The 16115-nt window shown below is 74.4% G+C and carries 13 protein-coding genes and 1 pseudogene; 9 read left to right on the top strand and 5 right to left on the bottom strand.

Annotated elements, in window-relative coordinates:
• Positions 1–23: 23 nt before the first annotated feature.
• Positions 24–1070, bottom strand: a complete 1047-nt coding sequence (locus HN013_RS04525; RefSeq protein WP_171163171.1) for an SGNH/GDSL hydrolase family protein — start codon at positions 1068–1070, stop codon at positions 24–26.
• 183 nt (positions 1071–1253) lie between these two features.
• On the opposite strand from HN013_RS04525, the gene HN013_RS04520 reads away from it, so the two are divergent.
• Positions 1254–2657 (top strand): cystathionine beta-synthase, encoded by a 1404-nt coding sequence (locus HN013_RS04520; RefSeq protein ID WP_171163169.1) that lies wholly within the window; start codon positions 1254–1256, stop codon positions 2655–2657.
• Positions 2658–2992: 335 nt separating this feature from the next.
• On the opposite strand, the gene HN013_RS04515 is transcribed toward HN013_RS04520, so the two are convergent.
• On the bottom strand, positions 2993–3412 hold the full coding sequence (locus HN013_RS04515; RefSeq protein WP_171163167.1) for a hypothetical protein: 420 nt from the start codon (positions 3410–3412) through the stop codon (positions 2993–2995).
• Between the two features lie 103 nt (positions 3413–3515).
• Between HN013_RS04515 and HN013_RS04510 the strand changes: the two genes are divergently transcribed.
• The 3 genes from HN013_RS04510 to HN013_RS04500 all read left to right on the top strand — a co-directional run bounded on the left by HN013_RS04510 (position 3516) and on the right by HN013_RS04500 (position 7120).
• Complete coding sequence (locus HN013_RS04510) at positions 3516–4892, top strand: AMP-binding protein (RefSeq protein ID WP_171163165.1); 1377 nt, start codon at positions 3516–3518, stop codon at positions 4890–4892.
• Between the two features lie 85 nt (positions 4893–4977).
• Positions 4978–5829 carry a MurR/RpiR family transcriptional regulator gene (locus HN013_RS04505; protein ID WP_171163162.1) on the top strand — a complete coding sequence of 284 codons (852 nt, stop codon included), beginning with the start codon at positions 4978–4980 and terminating at the stop codon, positions 5827–5829.
• A 691-nt stretch (positions 5830–6520) separates the two neighbouring features.
• On the top strand, positions 6521–7120 hold the full coding sequence (locus HN013_RS04500) for a hypothetical protein (protein WP_171163161.1): 600 nt from the start codon (positions 6521–6523) through the stop codon (positions 7118–7120).
• Here HN013_RS04500 and HN013_RS04495 read toward each other — a convergent pair.
• Positions 7104–8465: a diaminopimelate decarboxylase gene (locus HN013_RS04495; protein WP_171163160.1), complete on the bottom strand. Its 1362-nt coding sequence runs from the start codon at positions 8463–8465 to the stop codon at positions 7104–7106. The two genes, HN013_RS04500 and HN013_RS04495, sit on opposite strands and share 17 nt — an antisense overlap.
• Positions 8466–8620: 155 nt before the next feature.
• On the opposite strand from HN013_RS04495, the gene hutU reads away from it, so the two are divergent.
• The 4 genes from hutU (at position 8621) to hutI (ending at position 14194) form a co-directional block, all read left to right on the top strand.
• A complete protein-coding gene (gene hutU, locus HN013_RS04490) occupies positions 8621–10285 on the top strand; it encodes a urocanate hydratase (protein WP_171163159.1) in 1665 nt (554 codons plus the stop codon).
• A gap of 134 nt (positions 10286–10419) precedes the next feature.
• Entirely contained in the window at positions 10420–11607 is a 1188-nt protein-coding gene (locus tag HN013_RS04485; RefSeq protein WP_171163317.1) for an allantoate amidohydrolase, read from the top strand.
• Positions 11598–12944 carry a formimidoylglutamate deiminase gene (locus HN013_RS04480; protein WP_171163158.1) on the top strand — a complete coding sequence of 449 codons (1347 nt, stop codon included), beginning with the start codon at positions 11598–11600 and terminating at the stop codon, positions 12942–12944. The genes HN013_RS04485 and HN013_RS04480 overlap by 10 nt, the downstream gene beginning before the upstream one ends.
• Before the next feature lie 80 nt (positions 12945–13024).
• Complete coding sequence (gene hutI, locus HN013_RS04475; protein ID WP_171163157.1) at positions 13025–14194, top strand: imidazolonepropionase; 1170 nt, start codon at positions 13025–13027, stop codon at positions 14192–14194.
• A gap of 29 nt (positions 14195–14223) precedes the next feature.
• Here the strand turns inward: hutI and HN013_RS04470 are convergent, their stop codons facing one another.
• Positions 14224–15255, bottom strand: a complete 1032-nt coding sequence (locus tag HN013_RS04470; RefSeq protein WP_171163156.1) for an alpha/beta hydrolase — start codon at positions 15253–15255, stop codon at positions 14224–14226.
• A 381-nt stretch (positions 15256–15636) separates the two neighbouring features.
• Here HN013_RS04470 and HN013_RS04465 point away from each other — a divergent pair.
• Positions 15637–15777, top strand: a pseudogene (locus HN013_RS04465) (aspartate/glutamate racemase); the annotation flags it as partial.
• A 50-nt stretch (positions 15778–15827) separates the two neighbouring features.
• Here HN013_RS04465 and HN013_RS04460 read toward each other — a convergent pair.
• A complete protein-coding gene (locus HN013_RS04460) occupies positions 15828–16025 on the bottom strand; it encodes a DUF5708 family protein (RefSeq protein WP_171163155.1) in 198 nt (65 codons plus the stop codon).
• Between the last annotated feature and the right edge of the window lie 90 nt (positions 16026–16115).

Raw genomic sequence — 16115 nt, 5'->3', positions numbered from 1 at the left:
GGGAGTGTCCGCGGGTACCCGCATCACCGCCCCACCCGGTGCCACACGTGGTGCCGCTCCGGCCCGTCGTCCCCCGGCCCCTCCGGGCCTTCCGCCGACGGGAGCTGGCGGCGGCGCCGGTGTTTGAGCAGGGCCCAGCGGCCGCGGGCGGCCGTCACCTCGGTGCCGCCCTCGGCGGCCGCCTCGGCGGCGGCCCTGGCCACCGGCAGGATGCCCTCACGGCGGGCGGCGTCCGGCCGCTCCTCGTCCTCCGGCCAGAGGCCGAGCGCCGCGCACAGCGTGGGCAGCACGGCCATCGCAGCCGTCGCGTAGCCCTCCGCCGAGGGGTGGTAGTTGTCGGGCCCGAACAGCTCGCGCGGGTTGGACTCGAACTCCGGACCGAGCAGGTCGCCCAGCGAGACGGTGCGTCCGCCCGCCTCCAGCACCCCTATCGTCTGCGCCGCCGCCAGCTGGCGGCTGAGCCGCCGGGCCAGCCAGCGCAGCGGCTGGTACACCGGCTCGATCGTGCCGAGGTCGGGGCAGGTGCCCACCACCACCTCGCAGCCCGCCTCGCGGAGTCTGCGCACCGCCTCGGCCAGCAGCCGGACGGACCGGGCGGCCGGCACCCGGTGCGTGACGTCATTGGCGCCGATCATGATGACGCAGACGTCGGGCGCCCGCTCGTGCCCGGCGAGCAGCAGGGTGACCTGACGTTCCAGGTCGTAGGACTGCGCGCCGGAGAGCGCCACGTTGCGCAGCTCGACCGGCCGCTCGGCGACGGCCGCCAGCCCGGAGGCCAGCAGGGCGCCGGGCGTCTGCCGGGGCCGGTGGACGCCCTTCCCGGCGGCCGTGGAGTCGCCGAGCATGCCGAGGAACAGGGGTTCGTTCCCCGTCCGGTGGACGAACGCCGACCCGTAGCGGCCGTCCGCCGGCGGCGGGGTGTCGTTGTTGCCGCCGACGACCCGCCTGGCCAGCGCCACCTCGGTGAGCAGCAGCCCCAGGGCCGCCCCGCCCAGCAGCCCGATGCCGCCGCCTCCGTACGCCGCCGCCGCCGCGATCCGTCGCGCGGCCCTCGCCCTCGACATGGACATAAGGCGGGTCTCCTCCCGCTCCACGAGCGCTGTGCACCCTTGCTCGACCGTGCTGATAGCTACGTGCCCCGAGCGCGGGCGACCTCAACGCGAGACTCGTGCACTCGGCCCTCGAATCGTCCGAATAGGCTGGTTGTACGGGCACGCGACGAACCGCTAGTGCCCCCGACCGCGGAGATCACCGTGCAGTATCACGATTCGATGCTCGAGCTCATCGGCAATACCCCGCTCGTGAAGCTCAACAGCGTGACCGAAGGCATTCAGGCCACCGTGCTGGCCAAGGTCGAGTACTTCAACCCCGGCGGTTCGGTGAAGGACCGCATCGCCGTGCGGATGATCGAGGCCGCCGAGAAGTCCGGGGAGCTGAAGCCGGGCGGCACCATCGTCGAGCCGACATCGGGCAACACGGGGGTCGGCCTCGCCATGGTGGCCCAGCAGAAGGGCTACAAGTGCGTCTTCGTCTGCCCGGACAAGGTGTCCCAGGACAAGATCAACGTGCTGCGGGCCTACGGTGCCGAGGTCGTGGTCTGCCCGACCGCCGTCGATCCCGAGCACCCGGATTCGTACTACAACGTCTCCGACCGCCTGGTGCGTGAGATTCCGAACGCCTGGAAGCCCGACCAGTACAGCAACCCGAACAACCCGCTCTCGCACTACCACTCCACGGGCCCCGAGATCTGGGAGCAGACCGAGGGGAAGATCACCCACTTCGTCACGGGCGTGGGCACGGGCGGCACGATCAGCGGCACCGGCCGGTACCTGAAGGAGGTCAGCGAGGGCCGGGTCAAGGTCGTCGGCTCGGACCCGGAGGGCTCCGTCTACAGCGGCGGCTCCGGCCGTCCGTACCTGATCGAGGGCGTCGGCGAGGACTTCTGGCCGACCGCCTATGACGGCACGGTGACCGACGAGATCATCGCGGTCTCCGACAAGGACGCCTTCCAGATGACCCGCCGCCTCGCCCGCGAGGAGGGGCTGCTCGTCGGCGGCTCCTGCGGCATGGCGGTGGTCAGCGCGCTGCGGCTGGCCGAGCGGCTCGGCCCGGACGACGTCGTGGTCGTCCTGCTGCCGGACAGCGGCCGCGGCTACCTGAGCAAGATCTTCAACGATGAGTGGATGGCGGACTACGGCTTCCTGGAGGAGCCGGGCGACGCCGCCCGCGTCGGTGACGTGCTGCGGCGCAAGGACGGCGGCCTGCCCTCGCTGGTGCACATGCACCCCGAGGAGACGGTCGGCGAGGCGATCGAGGTGCTGCGCGAGTACGGCGTCTCGCAGATGCCGATCGTCAAGCCGGGCGCCGGGCACCCGGACGTGATGGCCGCCGAGGTCATCGGCTCGGTCGTCGAACGGGAGCTGCTGGACGCCCTGTTCACCAAGCGTGCCTCGCTCTCCGACCCGCTGGAGAAGCACATGTGCGCGCCGCTGCCGCAGGTCGGCTCCGGTGAGCCGGTCGGCGACCTGATGGCCGTGCTCGGGCAGGCGGACGCCGCGATCGTCATCGTCGAGGGCAAGCCCACCGGCGTGGTGAGCCGTCAGGACCTGCTGGCCTTCCTGGCCGAGAGCAGCAACGGCGGCAACGGCGGCAAGTAGGGCGCCGGGGCGGTGCGGAGGGCGGCCGGCGTCTCCGCACCGCCCGTCCCGTAGAAGGCCCGTCCCGTAAAAGGTACGTATGCGTCACGTGACGGCAGCACGGACTTAACAACGGGCGGCCACACTGGAGAGGTGCCGCGCGGACGGGTCCGTCCGGGGCGGCACCTCGGTGCGACGGCAGGACCTCCGGAGCGGCTCCCGGACTCCACGGCCGTCCGGACGCGGTGGCCGGTGCCCGACGGCCCGGGCCGCGTCCCCGCGGGGGACCGCCGCCGTCCCGACCCCGGCCTCGGCCGGGGTGCGGCGGCCCCCGCGCAGTTCCTCCCCGGGGCCCGTCAGGTCCATTCGGAGTCGCCGCGGTCGCGCTTCCGCTGCCACGGGAACCCCCGGGCCACCTGCACCGCGTTGACCCCCACGATCCCGGCCCAGGTCACCAGCAGGCCGGCCAGCCCCGCGTTGGCCGCGCCGATCGCGGACAGCGGGATCGCCAGCACCAGCGACACCGCGGCGAAGCCGAAGCGCTCGCCGAAGGTGCCGAACTCGCTCTCGCCCCCGGGACGCCCGCCCCGGGCGGCCGTCATCTGCTGTTCCGCGGCCTGGCGGCGCATCCGCCGCTCCACCGCGCTGTCGAGCCTGGTCTCCACCTTCTCCAGGAAGGAGTCGACGAGCTCGGCCTCGTACTCGGCCCCCAGCTCCTTGCGGGTCTGGAGGGTCGCGTCGAGTTCCTTCTTGAGGTCTCGGTCATGGCCGGTCATACCCATAACGGTACGGTCGCCCCGGAACCCGCGTCAGTGGGGTCAGCACCCGTATCCGCCGTAGGGCCGTCCCCGCCGGGCGGGCCCGTGGAAGGAGCAGCCCGTGACCGCCGCCCTCCTGTCGTCCCTCGCCGGAGGCGATGTCCCCGACCGGCCGGACGCCCTCTCCTTCGCCGGACGCGTCCTCTCACGGGAGCGGCTGCTCGGCGCCGCCGGTGCCGTGGCGCACCGGATCTCGGGGGCGGCCGCCGTCGCCGTGCACGCGACGGCCACGGCCGAGACGGCCGTCGCGGTCGTCGGCGGGCTGCTCGCCGGGGTGCCCGTGGTGCCGCTGCCGCCGGACGCCGGGCCCGTGGAGCGGGAGCACATCCTGCGGGACTCCGGAGCCGAGCTCGTCCTGGGCGCGGCGGGGGAGGGAGTCGACGTCCCGGTGGACCTCCGGGAACGGGCCGACCACCCGGTGCCGGCGGGGGACCCGGAGCGGGCCGCGCTGATCCTCTACACCTCGGGGACGACCGGGGCGCCCAAGGGCGTGCTGATGCCGCACGGTGCGATCGCGGCCTGCCTGGACGGGCTCGCCGACGTCTGGCAGTGGACCGCCGAGGACACCCTCGTCCACGGGCTGCCGCTCTTCCACGTCCACGGCCTCGTCCTGGGCGTGCTGGGCGCCCTGCGCACCGGCTGCCGGCTGGTCCACACCGGGCGGCCGTCCCCCGAGGCGTACGCGGCGGCGGGCGGCAGCCTGTACTTCGGCGTGCCGACGGTGTGGTCCCGGATCGCCCGCGACCCCTCGTCCGCCCGGCGGCTGGGCGGGGCGCGGCTGCTCGTCTCCGGCAGCGCCGCCCTGCCCGCGCCCGTCTTCCGCGAGCTGGAGGCGCTGACCGGGCAGCGGCCCGTCGAGCGCTACGGCATGACCGAGACGCTGATCACCGTCGCCGCCCGCCCCGACGGCGAACGCCTGCCGGGCCGCGTCGGGGTGCCGCTGCCGGGGACGCGCACCCGGCTCGCGGCCGTCGAGGACGGCAGCGGCATCGGCGAACTGGAGGTGTCGGGCCCGACGCTCTTCTCCGGCTACCTCGGCCGCCCCGAGGAGACGGCCCGGGCGCACACCGCCGACGGCTGGTTCCGCACCGGCGACATCGCCGCCCTGGACCCCGACGGCGGCCACCGCATCGTCGGCCGCGCCTCCACCGACCTCATCAAGTCCGGCGGCTACCGCATCGGCGCCGGGGAGGTCGAGAACGCCCTCCTCGACCACCCCGCGGTCGCCGAGGCCGCCGTGGTGGGGGTGCCCCACGACGACCTGGGGCAGGAGATCGTCGCCTATGTGGTGGCCGACGGCGTGACCGAGCAGGCGCTGATCGACTTCGTCGCCGCGCAGCTGTCCGTCCACAAGCGGCCCCGCCGCGTCCGCTTCCTGGACGCGTTGCCCCGCAACGCGATGGGCAAGCCGCAGAAGAGGCTCCTGGAAGGACGGTAGGGCGGCGGTCCGTCCCGCGCGCCTGCATAATTCCATGCAGAGCCGGGCCGGCTGAATGGCCCGGCGGAACCGAGAGGGAGGGCCGATGACGGAGACCGGCGCGGCACCGGAGGCCACCGCACGGCTGCAGAAGCTCTTCGAGGGCCACCGGCTGACGCCCACCCAGCGCCGCATCGCCCACTGCATGGTGCGCCGGGCCGCCGACGCGCCCTTCCTCTCCAGCGTGGAGCTGGCCGAGCTCGCCGGGGTCAGCCAGCCGTCCGTGACCCGCTTCGCCGTGGCCCTCGGCTTCGACGGCTACCCGGCGCTCCGCCGCCACCTGCGCGAGGCGGTCCCGGCGGCGCCGGTGACGGCCTCGGACGCGCACAACGCGTACCAGCAGGCCGTCCACGCCGAGATCGACAACCTCCGCCACCTGGCCTCGCTGCTCGCCGACCCCGAGCCCGTCGCCCGCGCCGGGCGCGTGCTGGCCGCGTCCCGGCCGCTGCCGGTGCTCGGCCTGCGGGCCGCCGGCGCCCAGGCGACCGGCTTCACCTACTTCGCCCGCAAGGTGCACCCCGACGTCCGGCTGCTCGACGAGGGCGGCAGCCTCCTCTTCGACCGCATCGACGACGCGGTACGGGCCGGGGCGAGCGCCCTCCTGTGCTTCGCCCTGCCCCGCCATCCGCGCGAGGTCGTCGAGGCCCTGGAGTACGCCCGGGGCGCCGGGCTCACCGTCGTCACCGTCGCCGACTCCACCTTCGCGCCCGTGGCCCGTCACAGCGACCTCCTGCTGCCCGCCGCCGTGGGCACCGGCCTGGTCTTCGACACGGCCTGTGCGCCGATGCTGCTGGGGCGGGTGCTGCTGGAGGCGATGTGCGACGCGCTTCCCGATGCCCAGGCGCGGCTCGAGGAGTTCGACGCCCGCGCCGCGGCGCGGGGGCTCTTCGTGGAGTGACCCCGCGTCAGCTGCCGCTTCCTGTGACGGTTGTCCGCTGCTCCGGGTGCGCGCTCGCCTCCGTGGCCGACCCCAGGAACCCCATCACCCCCGCCAACGCCAGCGCCACCACGGCCACTACGGCTCGCCGCCTTAATCCCCGGCCGTCGACTGTCATTTCGGCCCTTCCTTCGCTTGTGCTTGCCCCCGTGCTGACGGTTCGACGGTAGCGGGTGTGGGGGTGGGGGAACGTCACACCGGGGGGTGGAGTGGTGGGTGATACCGGGGTATGACGTGGTTGTCATCGTTCGGTCATGAAGGGGGCCCCGGTCCCGCCCTTTCACCGTTTCTGCGGGGGCAAGCCCCCGCACCCCCCGAGCGCGCCTGCGGCGCGCGTCCTCAACCTCCCCCAGAGGGGGCACCCCCAACGGGCTGAAGTGCGGGCCCGGGCGCGAAACCCAGCCTGTCCGGCGCTTGAGGACGCCGCGCGCAGCGCGGCTCGGGGGCGCGGGGCAGCGGCACGCCATCCAGCCCGTCCGGCGTTTGAGGACAACCGCGCGGAGCGCGGTTTCAGGGGGTGCGGGGCCTCCCCGCAGAAATGGTGAAAGGGCGGGCCCGGGGCAACAACCCCCCTCTCACCCCACCCTCAGCTTCTTCTCAGATTCGTTGGCTACCCTGCGCCCAGAAATCGCCCCATGTGAGGAGGTTCGCAATGGGCAACAGCAACAACGGCAACAGCACACTCGCCCGCGTAGCGGTGATCGTACGAGCCCCGGCCGGCTGGCTGTGGTGGGCCGGCCTCCTGGCGGCCGGGATCGGGGCGGCACTCCCGGGACTGACGGGGCGCCGGATTGGGGTGTACGCGGGGGCGGCGCTGTTCGTGGTGGCCGCGGCGGCGGCGTTCGGGGCGCGCCGCGGGAGGTACGCGAGGCTGGCGCGGGCGGCGTCGCGGGCGGGGAAGTCGGTCTTCCTGCAGGACCGCGCGGTGACCGCGCGCACGTGGCGGCGCGGCCGCCGCTGGTGGCTGGCGCTCGCCTTCCCGGCGGCCGTCGCGTCGTCGCTGGCCGTCCCGGCCGCAGGCGGCATGCTGCTGGCCGGCCTGGGGGCGGGCCTGTGGGCGAAGGCCCGCTGGCTGGGCGACCTGGAGCGCCGGACGGGCGGGCTGCTGTGGGTGCGGACGGAGTGGGCGAAGGGCAGCCCGGCGGCCAAGGGCGTCCGCGGCTATCTGACGACCGGTCTGGCGGCGGGCGACGCCGCCCCGGGAGGCGCGCGGCGCCCGGCGGCGCGGACGGCGGTCAGCGCAGCGAGCTGAGCTCCGCCGCGTGCGCGCCACCGCTCTCGGCGACCAGCTCGTCGAGGGTCTGCGGGGCGCGGACGGGCGCGAAGCGCACCCCGTCCGCGGTCGCGAGCCAGCCGTGCACCCCGGGCCGGGGCAGCGAGTTGTAGGCGAAGTGGGTGGAGAAGTAGTAGGCGCCGGTGTCGAGCAGGGCGATGTGGTCGCCGGCCTCCAGCGGCGGCAGGGCCCGGTCGACCGCCACCAGGTCGCCCGCGAAACAGCAGGGCCCCGCGACGTCCTGGGCCACGGGCGGGCCCGTCTTCGGCAGCCCCCGGGCGTCGTACGCGGCCACCCGCAGCGGCCAGGCGCCCGGCGCGAAGACGGTGCGGGTGGCGACCTGCGCGCCCGCGTGCGTCACCGCGATCCTGCGCCCCCCGGCGGACTTGGTGTGCTCGACGCGGGCCACCACCATGCCGTGCTTGGCCGTCAGCGACCGGCCGAACTCGGTGACCAGGCCGTACCGCCCGTCGAAGAGCCCCGGCACGGTGGCCGCGAGCAGCCGGGCGTAGTCCCGGTGGTCCGGGGTCACCTCGTCGGAGGCGAAGTTGACGGGCAGGCCGCCGCCGATGTCGAGGGTGTCGATCTGCTGCCGCCCGGCGAGCTCGTTGATCTCCTCGGCCAGTTCGTAGACGATCCGCACGCCCTCGGCCATCAGCTCCAGCGGGCAGCCCTGCGACCCCACGTGGGCGTGCAGCCGGGTCAGCCACGGCCGGTCCGCGTGCGCCCGCAGCAGCCAGGCGCGGGCGCCCGGGTCGCGCAGGGCCACGCCGAACTTCGAACGCTCCGTGGCGGTGCTCATCGCGCCGATGCTGCCGCCGCCCACCTGCGGGTTGACCCGGAGGCCCAACGGGGAGGCGGGTGGCCCGCCGTGGCCCACCAGGGCGTCCAGCCGGTCCAGCTCGGCGCGGCTGTCGAGGTTGACGGCGATGCCGAGGGAGAGCGCGTCGCGGAGTTCGGCGGGGGTCTTGGCGGGGGAGTCGAGGACGATGCGCGCGGCGGGCACGCCGGCGGCGCGGGCCAGGGCCAGTTCCCCCGGGCTCGCCACCTCGCAGCCCAGCCCCTCGTCGGCGAGCAGCCGCAGGACGGGGACCAGGGAGGCGGCCTTCACCGCGAAGGCGTGCAGCACCCCGCAGTCGCCCGTCCGCACCTCGTCGAACGCCTCCCGGAGGGCGGCCGCCGCGCCCCGGATCCCGGCCACGTCCAGCAGCCCGGCCACGGGCTCGTCCTCCCCGAGCAGCCCCTGGGCCACCGCCGCCCGGACGGCGGCGTCCCGCCGGGCCGCGGGGCCGGGACCAGCCGGACCGTTCCCCTCAAGGCTCACGCTCCTACTTCACCACCGAAGCGGGGGCCGCGCCATGGTGCGGGCGGACCGCCGCGCCACCTGTTGACTAGACGTATTCACCGGCCCAGTATGTGCAGAAGTTCTATTCAGTTCCCGTTCATGTTCCGGAGTCCGGAGTCAGGGAGGCAGGGCCCATGTCAGGACCGCGACCCGTGCGAGCACCGCGAGGCACCGAGCTCAACGCCCTGGGGTGGCAGCAGGAAGCCGCCCTGCGGATGCTGCAGAACAACCTCGACCCCGAGGTCGCCGAGCACCCCGACCAGCTCGTCGTCTACGGCGGCACGGGCAGGGCCGCCCGCGACTGGCGCTCCTTCGACGCCATGGTCCGCACCCTGCGGACGCTCAAGCAGGACGAGACGATGCTCGTCCAGTCGGGCCGTCCGGTCGGCGTCATGCAGACCCACGAGTGGGCGCCGCGCGTCCTGATCGCCAACTCCAATCTGGTCGGCGACTGGGCGAACTGGGAGGAGTTCCGCCGCCTGGAGGCCCTCGGCCTCACCATGTACGGCCAGATGACGGCCGGTTCGTGGATCTACATCGGCACGCAGGGCATCCTCCAGGGCACGTACGAGACGTTCTCCGCCGTCGCCGCGAAGAAGTTCAATGGCACCCTGGCCGGGACCATCACCCTGACCGCCGGCCTCGGTGGCATGGGCGGCGCCCAGCCCCTCGCCGTCACCATGAACGACGGCGTCGCGATCTGTATCGACTGCGACCCGCGCGCCATCGAGCGCCGTATCGAGCACCGCTACCTGGACGTCCGGGCCGACTCCCTCGACCACGCCCTCCAGCTCGCCGTCGAGGCCCGCGACGCCCGCCGCCCGCTGTCCATCGGCGTCCTCGGCAACGCCGCCGAACTCGTCCCGCAGCTGCTGGCGATGAACGCCCCCATCGACATCGTCACCGACCAGACCAGCGCCCACGACCCGCTGGCCTACCTGCCGCTGGGCGTCGACTTCGACGAGATGGCCTCCTACGCCGCCGAGAAGCCCGCCGACTTCACCAGCCGCGCCCGCGAGTCCATGGCCCGGCACGTCGAGGCGATGGTCGGCTTCCAGGACGCGGGCGCCGAGGTCTTCGACTACGGCAACTCCATCCGCGGCGAGGCCCAACTCGCCGGATACACCCGGGCCTTCGACTTCCCCGGCTTCGTCCCCGCCTACATCCGCCCGCTCTTCTGCGAGGGCAAGGGCCCCTTCCGCTGGGCCGCCCTCTCCGGCGACCCCAAGGACATCGCCGCCACCGACCGCGCGATCCTCGACCTCTTCCCGGAGAACGAGTCCCTGCGCCGGTGGATCACCATGGCCGGTGAGCGCGTCCACTACCAGGGCCTGCCCGCCCGCATCTGCTGGCTCGGCTACGGCGAGCGCGACCGGGCCGGCGAGCGGTTCAACGACATGGTGGCGAGCGGCGAGCTGTCCGCCCCCGTCGTCATCGGCCGCGACCACCTCGACTGCGGCTCCGTCGCCTCGCCCTACCGCGAGACCGAGGCCATGCTCGACGGCTCCGACGCGATCGCCGACTGGCCGCTGCTCAACGCCATGGTCAACGTCGCCTCCGGTGCCTCGTGGGTGTCCATCCACCACGGCGGCGGGGTCGGCATGGGCCGCTCGATCCACGCCGGTCAGGTGACGGTCGCCGACGGTACGCCGCTGGCGGGGGAGAAGATCCGGCGTGTGCTGACGAACGACCCGGGTATGGGCGTCATTCGGCATGTCGACGCGGGTTACGACATCGCGGAGTCGGTGGCCGAGGACCGCGGGGTCCGCATCCCGATGCGGGAGGGTGATCGGGCGTGACCGGCGATTCCTTCCCCAGCCCCGCCCCTTCCCGTCACCGGGGCTCCGCCCCGGACCCCGGTCCTCAATCGCCGGACGGGCTGAATTCGGCGCGTCGTGAGGAGCGGCCCGCCGCAGGCGCGAGCTTCCACGAGATGTGGCGCGACCTCGCGCCGATCGGCCGCAACCCCGAGAGCGGCGGCTACCGCCGTCACGCCTGGACCGGCGCGGACGCCGACTGCCGCGCCTGGTTCCGCGCCCAGGCGGAGAGCCGCGGACTCGCCTACGAGCTCGACCGCAACGGCAACCAGTGGGCCTGGCTCGGTGACCCCGCCGCGGGCGACGCCGTGGTCACCGGCTCGCACCTGGACTCCGTCCCGGACGGCGGGGCGTTCGACGGCCCCCTGGGCGTGGTCTCCTCCTTCGCCGCCCTGGACGGGCTGCGTGCCCGCGGCGCGCGGCCCACCCGCCCCCTCGCCGTCGTCAACTTCGGCGACGAGGAGGGCGCCCGCTTCGGCGTCGCCTGCGTCGGCTCCCGGCTCACCGCGGGCACGCTGACCCCGGAGGCCGCCCACGCGCTGCGCGGCGCCGACGGCGTCACGCTGCCGCAGGCGATGGAACGGGCCGGTCTCGACCCCGAGGCCATCGGCCCCGACCCCGAGCGCCTCGCCCGCGTCGGCGCGTTCGTCGAGCTGCACGTCGAGCAGGGCCGCGCGCTCGCCGACACGGCCCACCCCGTCGGCGTGGCCTCCGCCATCTGGCCGCACGGGCGCTGGCGGTTCGACTTCCACGGCGAGGCCAACCACGCGGGCACCACCCGCGTCGAGGACCGCCGCGACCCGATGCTCACGTACGCCAACACCGTCCTGGCCGCCCGCAAGAAGGCCCGCCTCGCCGGCGCCCTCGCCACCTTCGGCAAAGTCGCCGTCGAACCCAACGGCGTCAACGCCATCGCCTCCCTCGTCCGCGGCTGGCTGGACTCCCGCGCCGCCGACGAGGCCACCCTCGCCGAGGTCGTCGGCGCCATCGAACAGGCCGCCGTCGAACGCGGCCTGCGCGACGGCGTGGACGTCCGCGTCACCCGCGAGTCCTTCACCCCCGTCGTGGAGTTCGCCCACGGCCTCCGCGACGAGCTCGCCGGGCTGCTGGGCGGCGTCCCCGTGCTGCCCACGGGCGCCGGACACGACGCCGGAATCCTCTCCGGTACCGTCCCCACCGCCATGCTGTTCGTACGCAACCCCACCGGCGTCTCGCACTCGCCGGCCGAGACGGCCACCGAGGACGACTGCCTGGCCGGGGTGACCGCACTCACCGACGTACTGGAGGGCCTCGCGTGCCGGTGACCACGACCTACTGGGCCGAACACGCCTGGCTCGGCACCCACGTCGAACCCGGCGTGGCCATCGACACCGACCCGGCCGACGGCCGGATCACGGCCGTCCGCACCGAGGCCGCGGCACCCCCGCCCGGGGCGGTGACCCTGCGCGGGCTCACCCTCCCGGGCCTCGCCAACGCCCACAGCCACGCCTTCCACCGGGCCCTGCGGGGCGCCGTCCAGATCGGCTCAGGCACCTTCTGGACCTGGCGCGAGACCATGTACGGCGTCTCCGAGAAGCTCACCCCCGATCGCTACTTCGCCCTCGCCCGGGCCACCTACGCCGAGATGGCCCTCGCCGGCATCACCTGCGTCGGCGAGTTCCACTACCTCCACCACGCCCCCGGCGGCACCCCCTACGACGACCCCAACGCCATGGGCGAGGCCCTGCTCGCCGCCGCCGCCGAAGCCGGCATCCGCATCACCCTCCTCGACACCGCCTACCTCTCCGCCGGCTTCGGCGAACCGCCCAACCGGCACCAGCTCCGCTTCTCCGACGGCACGGCGGACGCCTGGGCCGAACGCGCCGACGCCCTCAAGGGCTCCGGCCACGCCCGGATCGGCGCGGCCGTGCACTCCGTACGCGCCGTCCCCGCCGATCAGCTGGCCACCGTCGCCGCCTGGGCCGAGGACCGTGCGGCCCCCCTGCACGTCCACCTCTCCGAACAGACGGCCGAGAACGACGCTTGCCGCGCCGCCCACGGCGTCACCCCGACGCGTCTCCTCGCCGACCACGGCGTCCTCGGCCGGCGCACCACCGCCGTGCACGCCACCCACCTCACCGAGGAGGACATCGCGCTGCTCGGCGGCTCCTCCACCGGCACCTGCATGTGCCCCACCACGGAACGCGACCTCGCCGACGGCATCGGCCCCGCCGCCGCCCTCCAGCGGGCCGGCTCCCCGCTCTCGCTGGGCAGCGACAGCCACGCCGTCATCGACCTCCTCGAAGAGGCCCGCGCGATGGAGCTCGACGAACGGCTGCGCACCCGCGCCCGCGGCCACTGGACGGCCGCCGCCCTGCTGCGCGCCGCCACCGCCGACGGCCACGCCGCCCTCGGCTGGCCCGAGGCCGGCCGCATCGAGCCCGGCGCGCTCGCCGACCTCACGACCGTCGCGCTGGACTCCGTCCGCACCGCGGGACCGCACCCCCGGCTGGGCGCAGAGACGGCCGTATTCGCGGCGACCAACGCGGACGTGCGCCATACCGTGGTCGGCGGACGGCACGTCGTACGGGACGGCGTCCACCGGCTCGTACCGGACGTGCCCGCCGCCCTCGCGGAGTCCGTCGCCGCCCTGCGCACCTGAACCCGAGGCGCCCGGCCCCGAAGCGCGGGAACCCGCAACCACAGCACCCGAGTCCGAGCCCGAAGGACGTCCACACCCCCATGACCACGGCGATCACCAACATCGGCAGTCTCGTCACCAACGACCCCTCCCTCCCCGGTGCAGGCCCCCTCGGCGTGATCCAGGACGCGGCGGTCGTCATCGACGGCGACCGCATCGCCTGGGTCGGTGGAACAAGCAAAGCACCCGCCACTGACAACGCCGTCGACGCCGAGGGCCGCGCAGTCCTCCCCGGCTTCGTGGACTCCCACTCCCACCTCGTCTTCGCGGGCGACCGCACGGCCGAGTTCAACGCCCGGATGTCCGGCCGGAGCTACAGCGCCGGCGGCATCCGCACCACCGTCGCCGCCACCCGGGCCGCCACCGACGCGCAGCTGGAGACCAACCTCCTGCGCCACCTCCGCGAGGCGCTGCGCCAGGGCACCACCACCATGGAGACCAAGTCCGGCTACGGCCTCAACGTCGAGGACGAGGCCCGCGCCCTGCGCATCGCCGCCGCCCACACCGACGAGGTCACCTACCTCGGCGCCCACATCGTCGCCCCCGAGTTCGCCGACGACCCCGACGGCTACGTCGCCCTGGTCACCGGAGAGATGCTCGACGCCTGCGCCCCGCACGCCCGTTGGGTCGACGTCTTCTGCGAGCGCGGCGCGTTCGACGGCGACCAGGCCCGCGCCGTCCTGGAGGCGGGCCTGGCCAAGGGGCTCCGGGCCCGCGTCCACGCCAACCAGCTGGGCCACGGCCCGGGCGTCCGGCTCGCCGTCGAGCTCGGCGCCGCCTCCGCCGACCACTGCACCCACCTCACCGACGCGGACGTCGACGCCCTGGCCGCCGGCGACACCGTCGCCACCCTGCTCCCCGGCGCGGAGTTCTCCACCCGCGCCCCCTGGCCCGACGCGCGCCGCCTGCTCGACGCGGGCGTCACCGTCGCGCTGTCCACCGACTGCAATCCCGGCTCGTCCTACACCAGTTCGGTGCCGTTCTGCATCGCCCTGGCCGTACGGGACATGGGGATGACGCCCGACGAGGCCGTGTGGGCCGCCACCGCGGGCGGCGCCGCGGCCCTGCGCCGCACCGACATCGGCCGGATCGCCCCCGGCGCCCGGGCCGACCTGACGCTCCTCGACGCGCCCTCGCACGTCCACCTCGCGTACCGGCCGGGCGTCCCGCTGGTGACCGCGGTCTGGCGCCGGGGCGTGCGCGAGGTCTGAACCCCCCGGCCCGCCCCGGCGCCGCCGGCTCAGCCCGCCGCGTCCCGCCGCCAGGCGATCCGCACCTCGGGCAGGTCCGCCCCCGGCTCGTCCAGCTCCGGCGCGGGCCGCCCGCACAGGTGCAGGCCGAAGAACGCCGCCACGTAACGGCTCGTCACCGCCTGGGACCGGCGCCCGTCGAGGCTGCCGAAGAACCGCTGGAACTGCTCCGGGGGCCAGGACTTCGCCAGCTCCAGACCGACGCCCAGCGGCGCCAGGTCGGTGAAGCTGTAGTGCCGGGTGCCCAGCAGGTTCACCTTGCGGCCCCACGCCCGGTGGGCCGCCATGAACGCATCCCAGCCGGGGTCCGTGAAGTCCTCCGTGAACAGCATGAACGGCTGCGTCAGCCCGGTGCGGACCGCGTCCGTCTGCAATCTGCCGTCGAGCACGACCCCGGCCGTGAACCGGGCGTCCGTGCGCAGCGCCTCGGCCGAGGCCGAGCCGCCCAGCGAGTGCCCGAACGCGCCGACCCGGCCGAAGTCCACGGCGGCGCTCAGCGCGGGCGCGGGACACGGCCCGCGCTCGCCGCTCAGCACGTCCAGGACGAACCGCAGGTCGGCGGCCCGGACATCGGAGTACCGCCGCAGCTGCTCGGGGTCGCTCGTCGGCGGATTGCCCGGGACGACACGGCCGTCGGGGAACTCCGTCGGGCCGTCGTAGGTGTGGTTGACGCCGACCACCACATAGCCCTGCGACGCCAGTTCCTGGGCGAACGCGGTACCCGTCGCGGCCGGGTCCTGGCGGCCCGGGCTGTAGAAGACCAGGGGCGCGTCCCGGAGCGCGCGGCTCACGGGCGCGCCGGCCCGGGACTGCGTGCGCACCCGGGCGAGCGAGCCCGCCGGCAGGGTGAAGCGCTGCTCCACCGGCGACAGGAGTCCTCCGGTGAGGTAGGGGGCGGTCGTCCGCCCGGAGCCGGAGCCCGCGGCGTACCAGACCTGCACCATGAGCTCACGCGGCGTCCGCGTGGGTGCGTAGGGATCCGTACGCCGGGTGTCCACGAGGTGCAGCCGCGTGGTGCCCACCGGACACGGACCGGAAGGGGCGGGAAGCGGTACGGGATCCGTGGACGGCGTCCGGGTCGCGGGCGTCGCGGCGCGCGCCACCGGACCCAGGGCACCCGCGGACACGGCCACGCCCACCGCACCCGCCGCCGAGGCGCGCAGGAGCGACCGACGGCCTAAGGAACCAAAGGAACCACCGGACGTGCCGGAACGATTCATGCGTCTCTTCTCCCAAGTGAAACGGCCGACATCGAGGGATCGGATGTGGATCATCTGCCGTCATCACATCACCCCCATGTTTTCCGCGGAACCCCCGTTACGGCCACCGTCACATCACAACTCTGTTGCCAGAGTCGTACGAGGCGTGCCGGGCGATCATCCGCGAACTCGGCGCGGCGGGGCGCGGAGGGCGCGGAGGGCGTCATCCGGGGCTGCACCGAGATCGAACTGCTCGTGGGCCCCGAGGACAGCCCGGTCCCCGTCTTCCCTACGGCCCGGCTGCACGCGGAGGCGGCCGTCGCCTGGGCGCTGGCGGACGGCTGACGGGCACAGAGGAGACGACCGACGGGCCCGCCGGGGAACCGCAGGGGAGTTCACCCCGGCCCGCGGGCGCCGCGCACCTGCTGAACGGCGCCCACCGCGAGGTACACGCCCCCGACGCACATCAACACAACGCTGATCTTGGACGGGGTGAAGAAGCGGAGCGAGACGTCCGCCGCGAACAGCTTGAGTGCCAGACCGATCGCGAACGTCACCGCTCCGTCCAGCAGGTTCTTGTGCGCCCGGCGCATGGCTGGTCTCCCCCTCCGACGGCCGGCCGGTGGCCTCTCCGCCGGCCCGGTACCGCCAGCCTAGGAACGGCGCGGAGGCGGATCGTCGGC

Source organism: Streptomyces sp. I05A-00742 (genome assembly GCF_013055795.1).
Classification (GTDB): Bacteria; Actinomycetota; Actinomycetes; order Streptomycetales; family Streptomycetaceae; genus Streptomyces.
The sequence above is the reverse complement of the archived record's forward strand: the minus strand, read 5'-3'. Positions and strand labels throughout refer to the sequence as shown.

Coding starts and splice junctions, on each gene's coding strand:
- HN013_RS04525 (WP_171163171.1), bottom strand. CDS start 1,070: ATGTCCATGTCGAGGGCGAGGGCCGCGCGACGGATCGCGGCGGCGGCG.
- HN013_RS04515 (WP_171163167.1), bottom strand. CDS start 3,412: ATGACCGGCCATGACCGAGACCTCAAGAAGGAACTCGACGCGACCCTC.
- HN013_RS04505 (WP_171163162.1), top strand. CDS start 4,978: ATGACGGAGACCGGCGCGGCACCGGAGGCCACCGCACGGCTGCAGAAG.
- HN013_RS04500 (WP_171163161.1), top strand. CDS start 6,521: ATGGGCAACAGCAACAACGGCAACAGCACACTCGCCCGCGTAGCGGTG.
- hutU (WP_171163159.1), top strand. CDS start 8,621: ATGTCAGGACCGCGACCCGTGCGAGCACCGCGAGGCACCGAGCTCAAC.
- HN013_RS04485 (WP_171163317.1), top strand. CDS start 10,420: ATGTGGCGCGACCTCGCGCCGATCGGCCGCAACCCCGAGAGCGGCGGC.
- hutI (WP_171163157.1), top strand. CDS start 13,025: ATGACCACGGCGATCACCAACATCGGCAGTCTCGTCACCAACGACCCC.
- HN013_RS04460 (WP_171163155.1), bottom strand. CDS start 16,025: ATGCGCCGGGCGCACAAGAACCTGCTGGACGGAGCGGTGACGTTCGCG.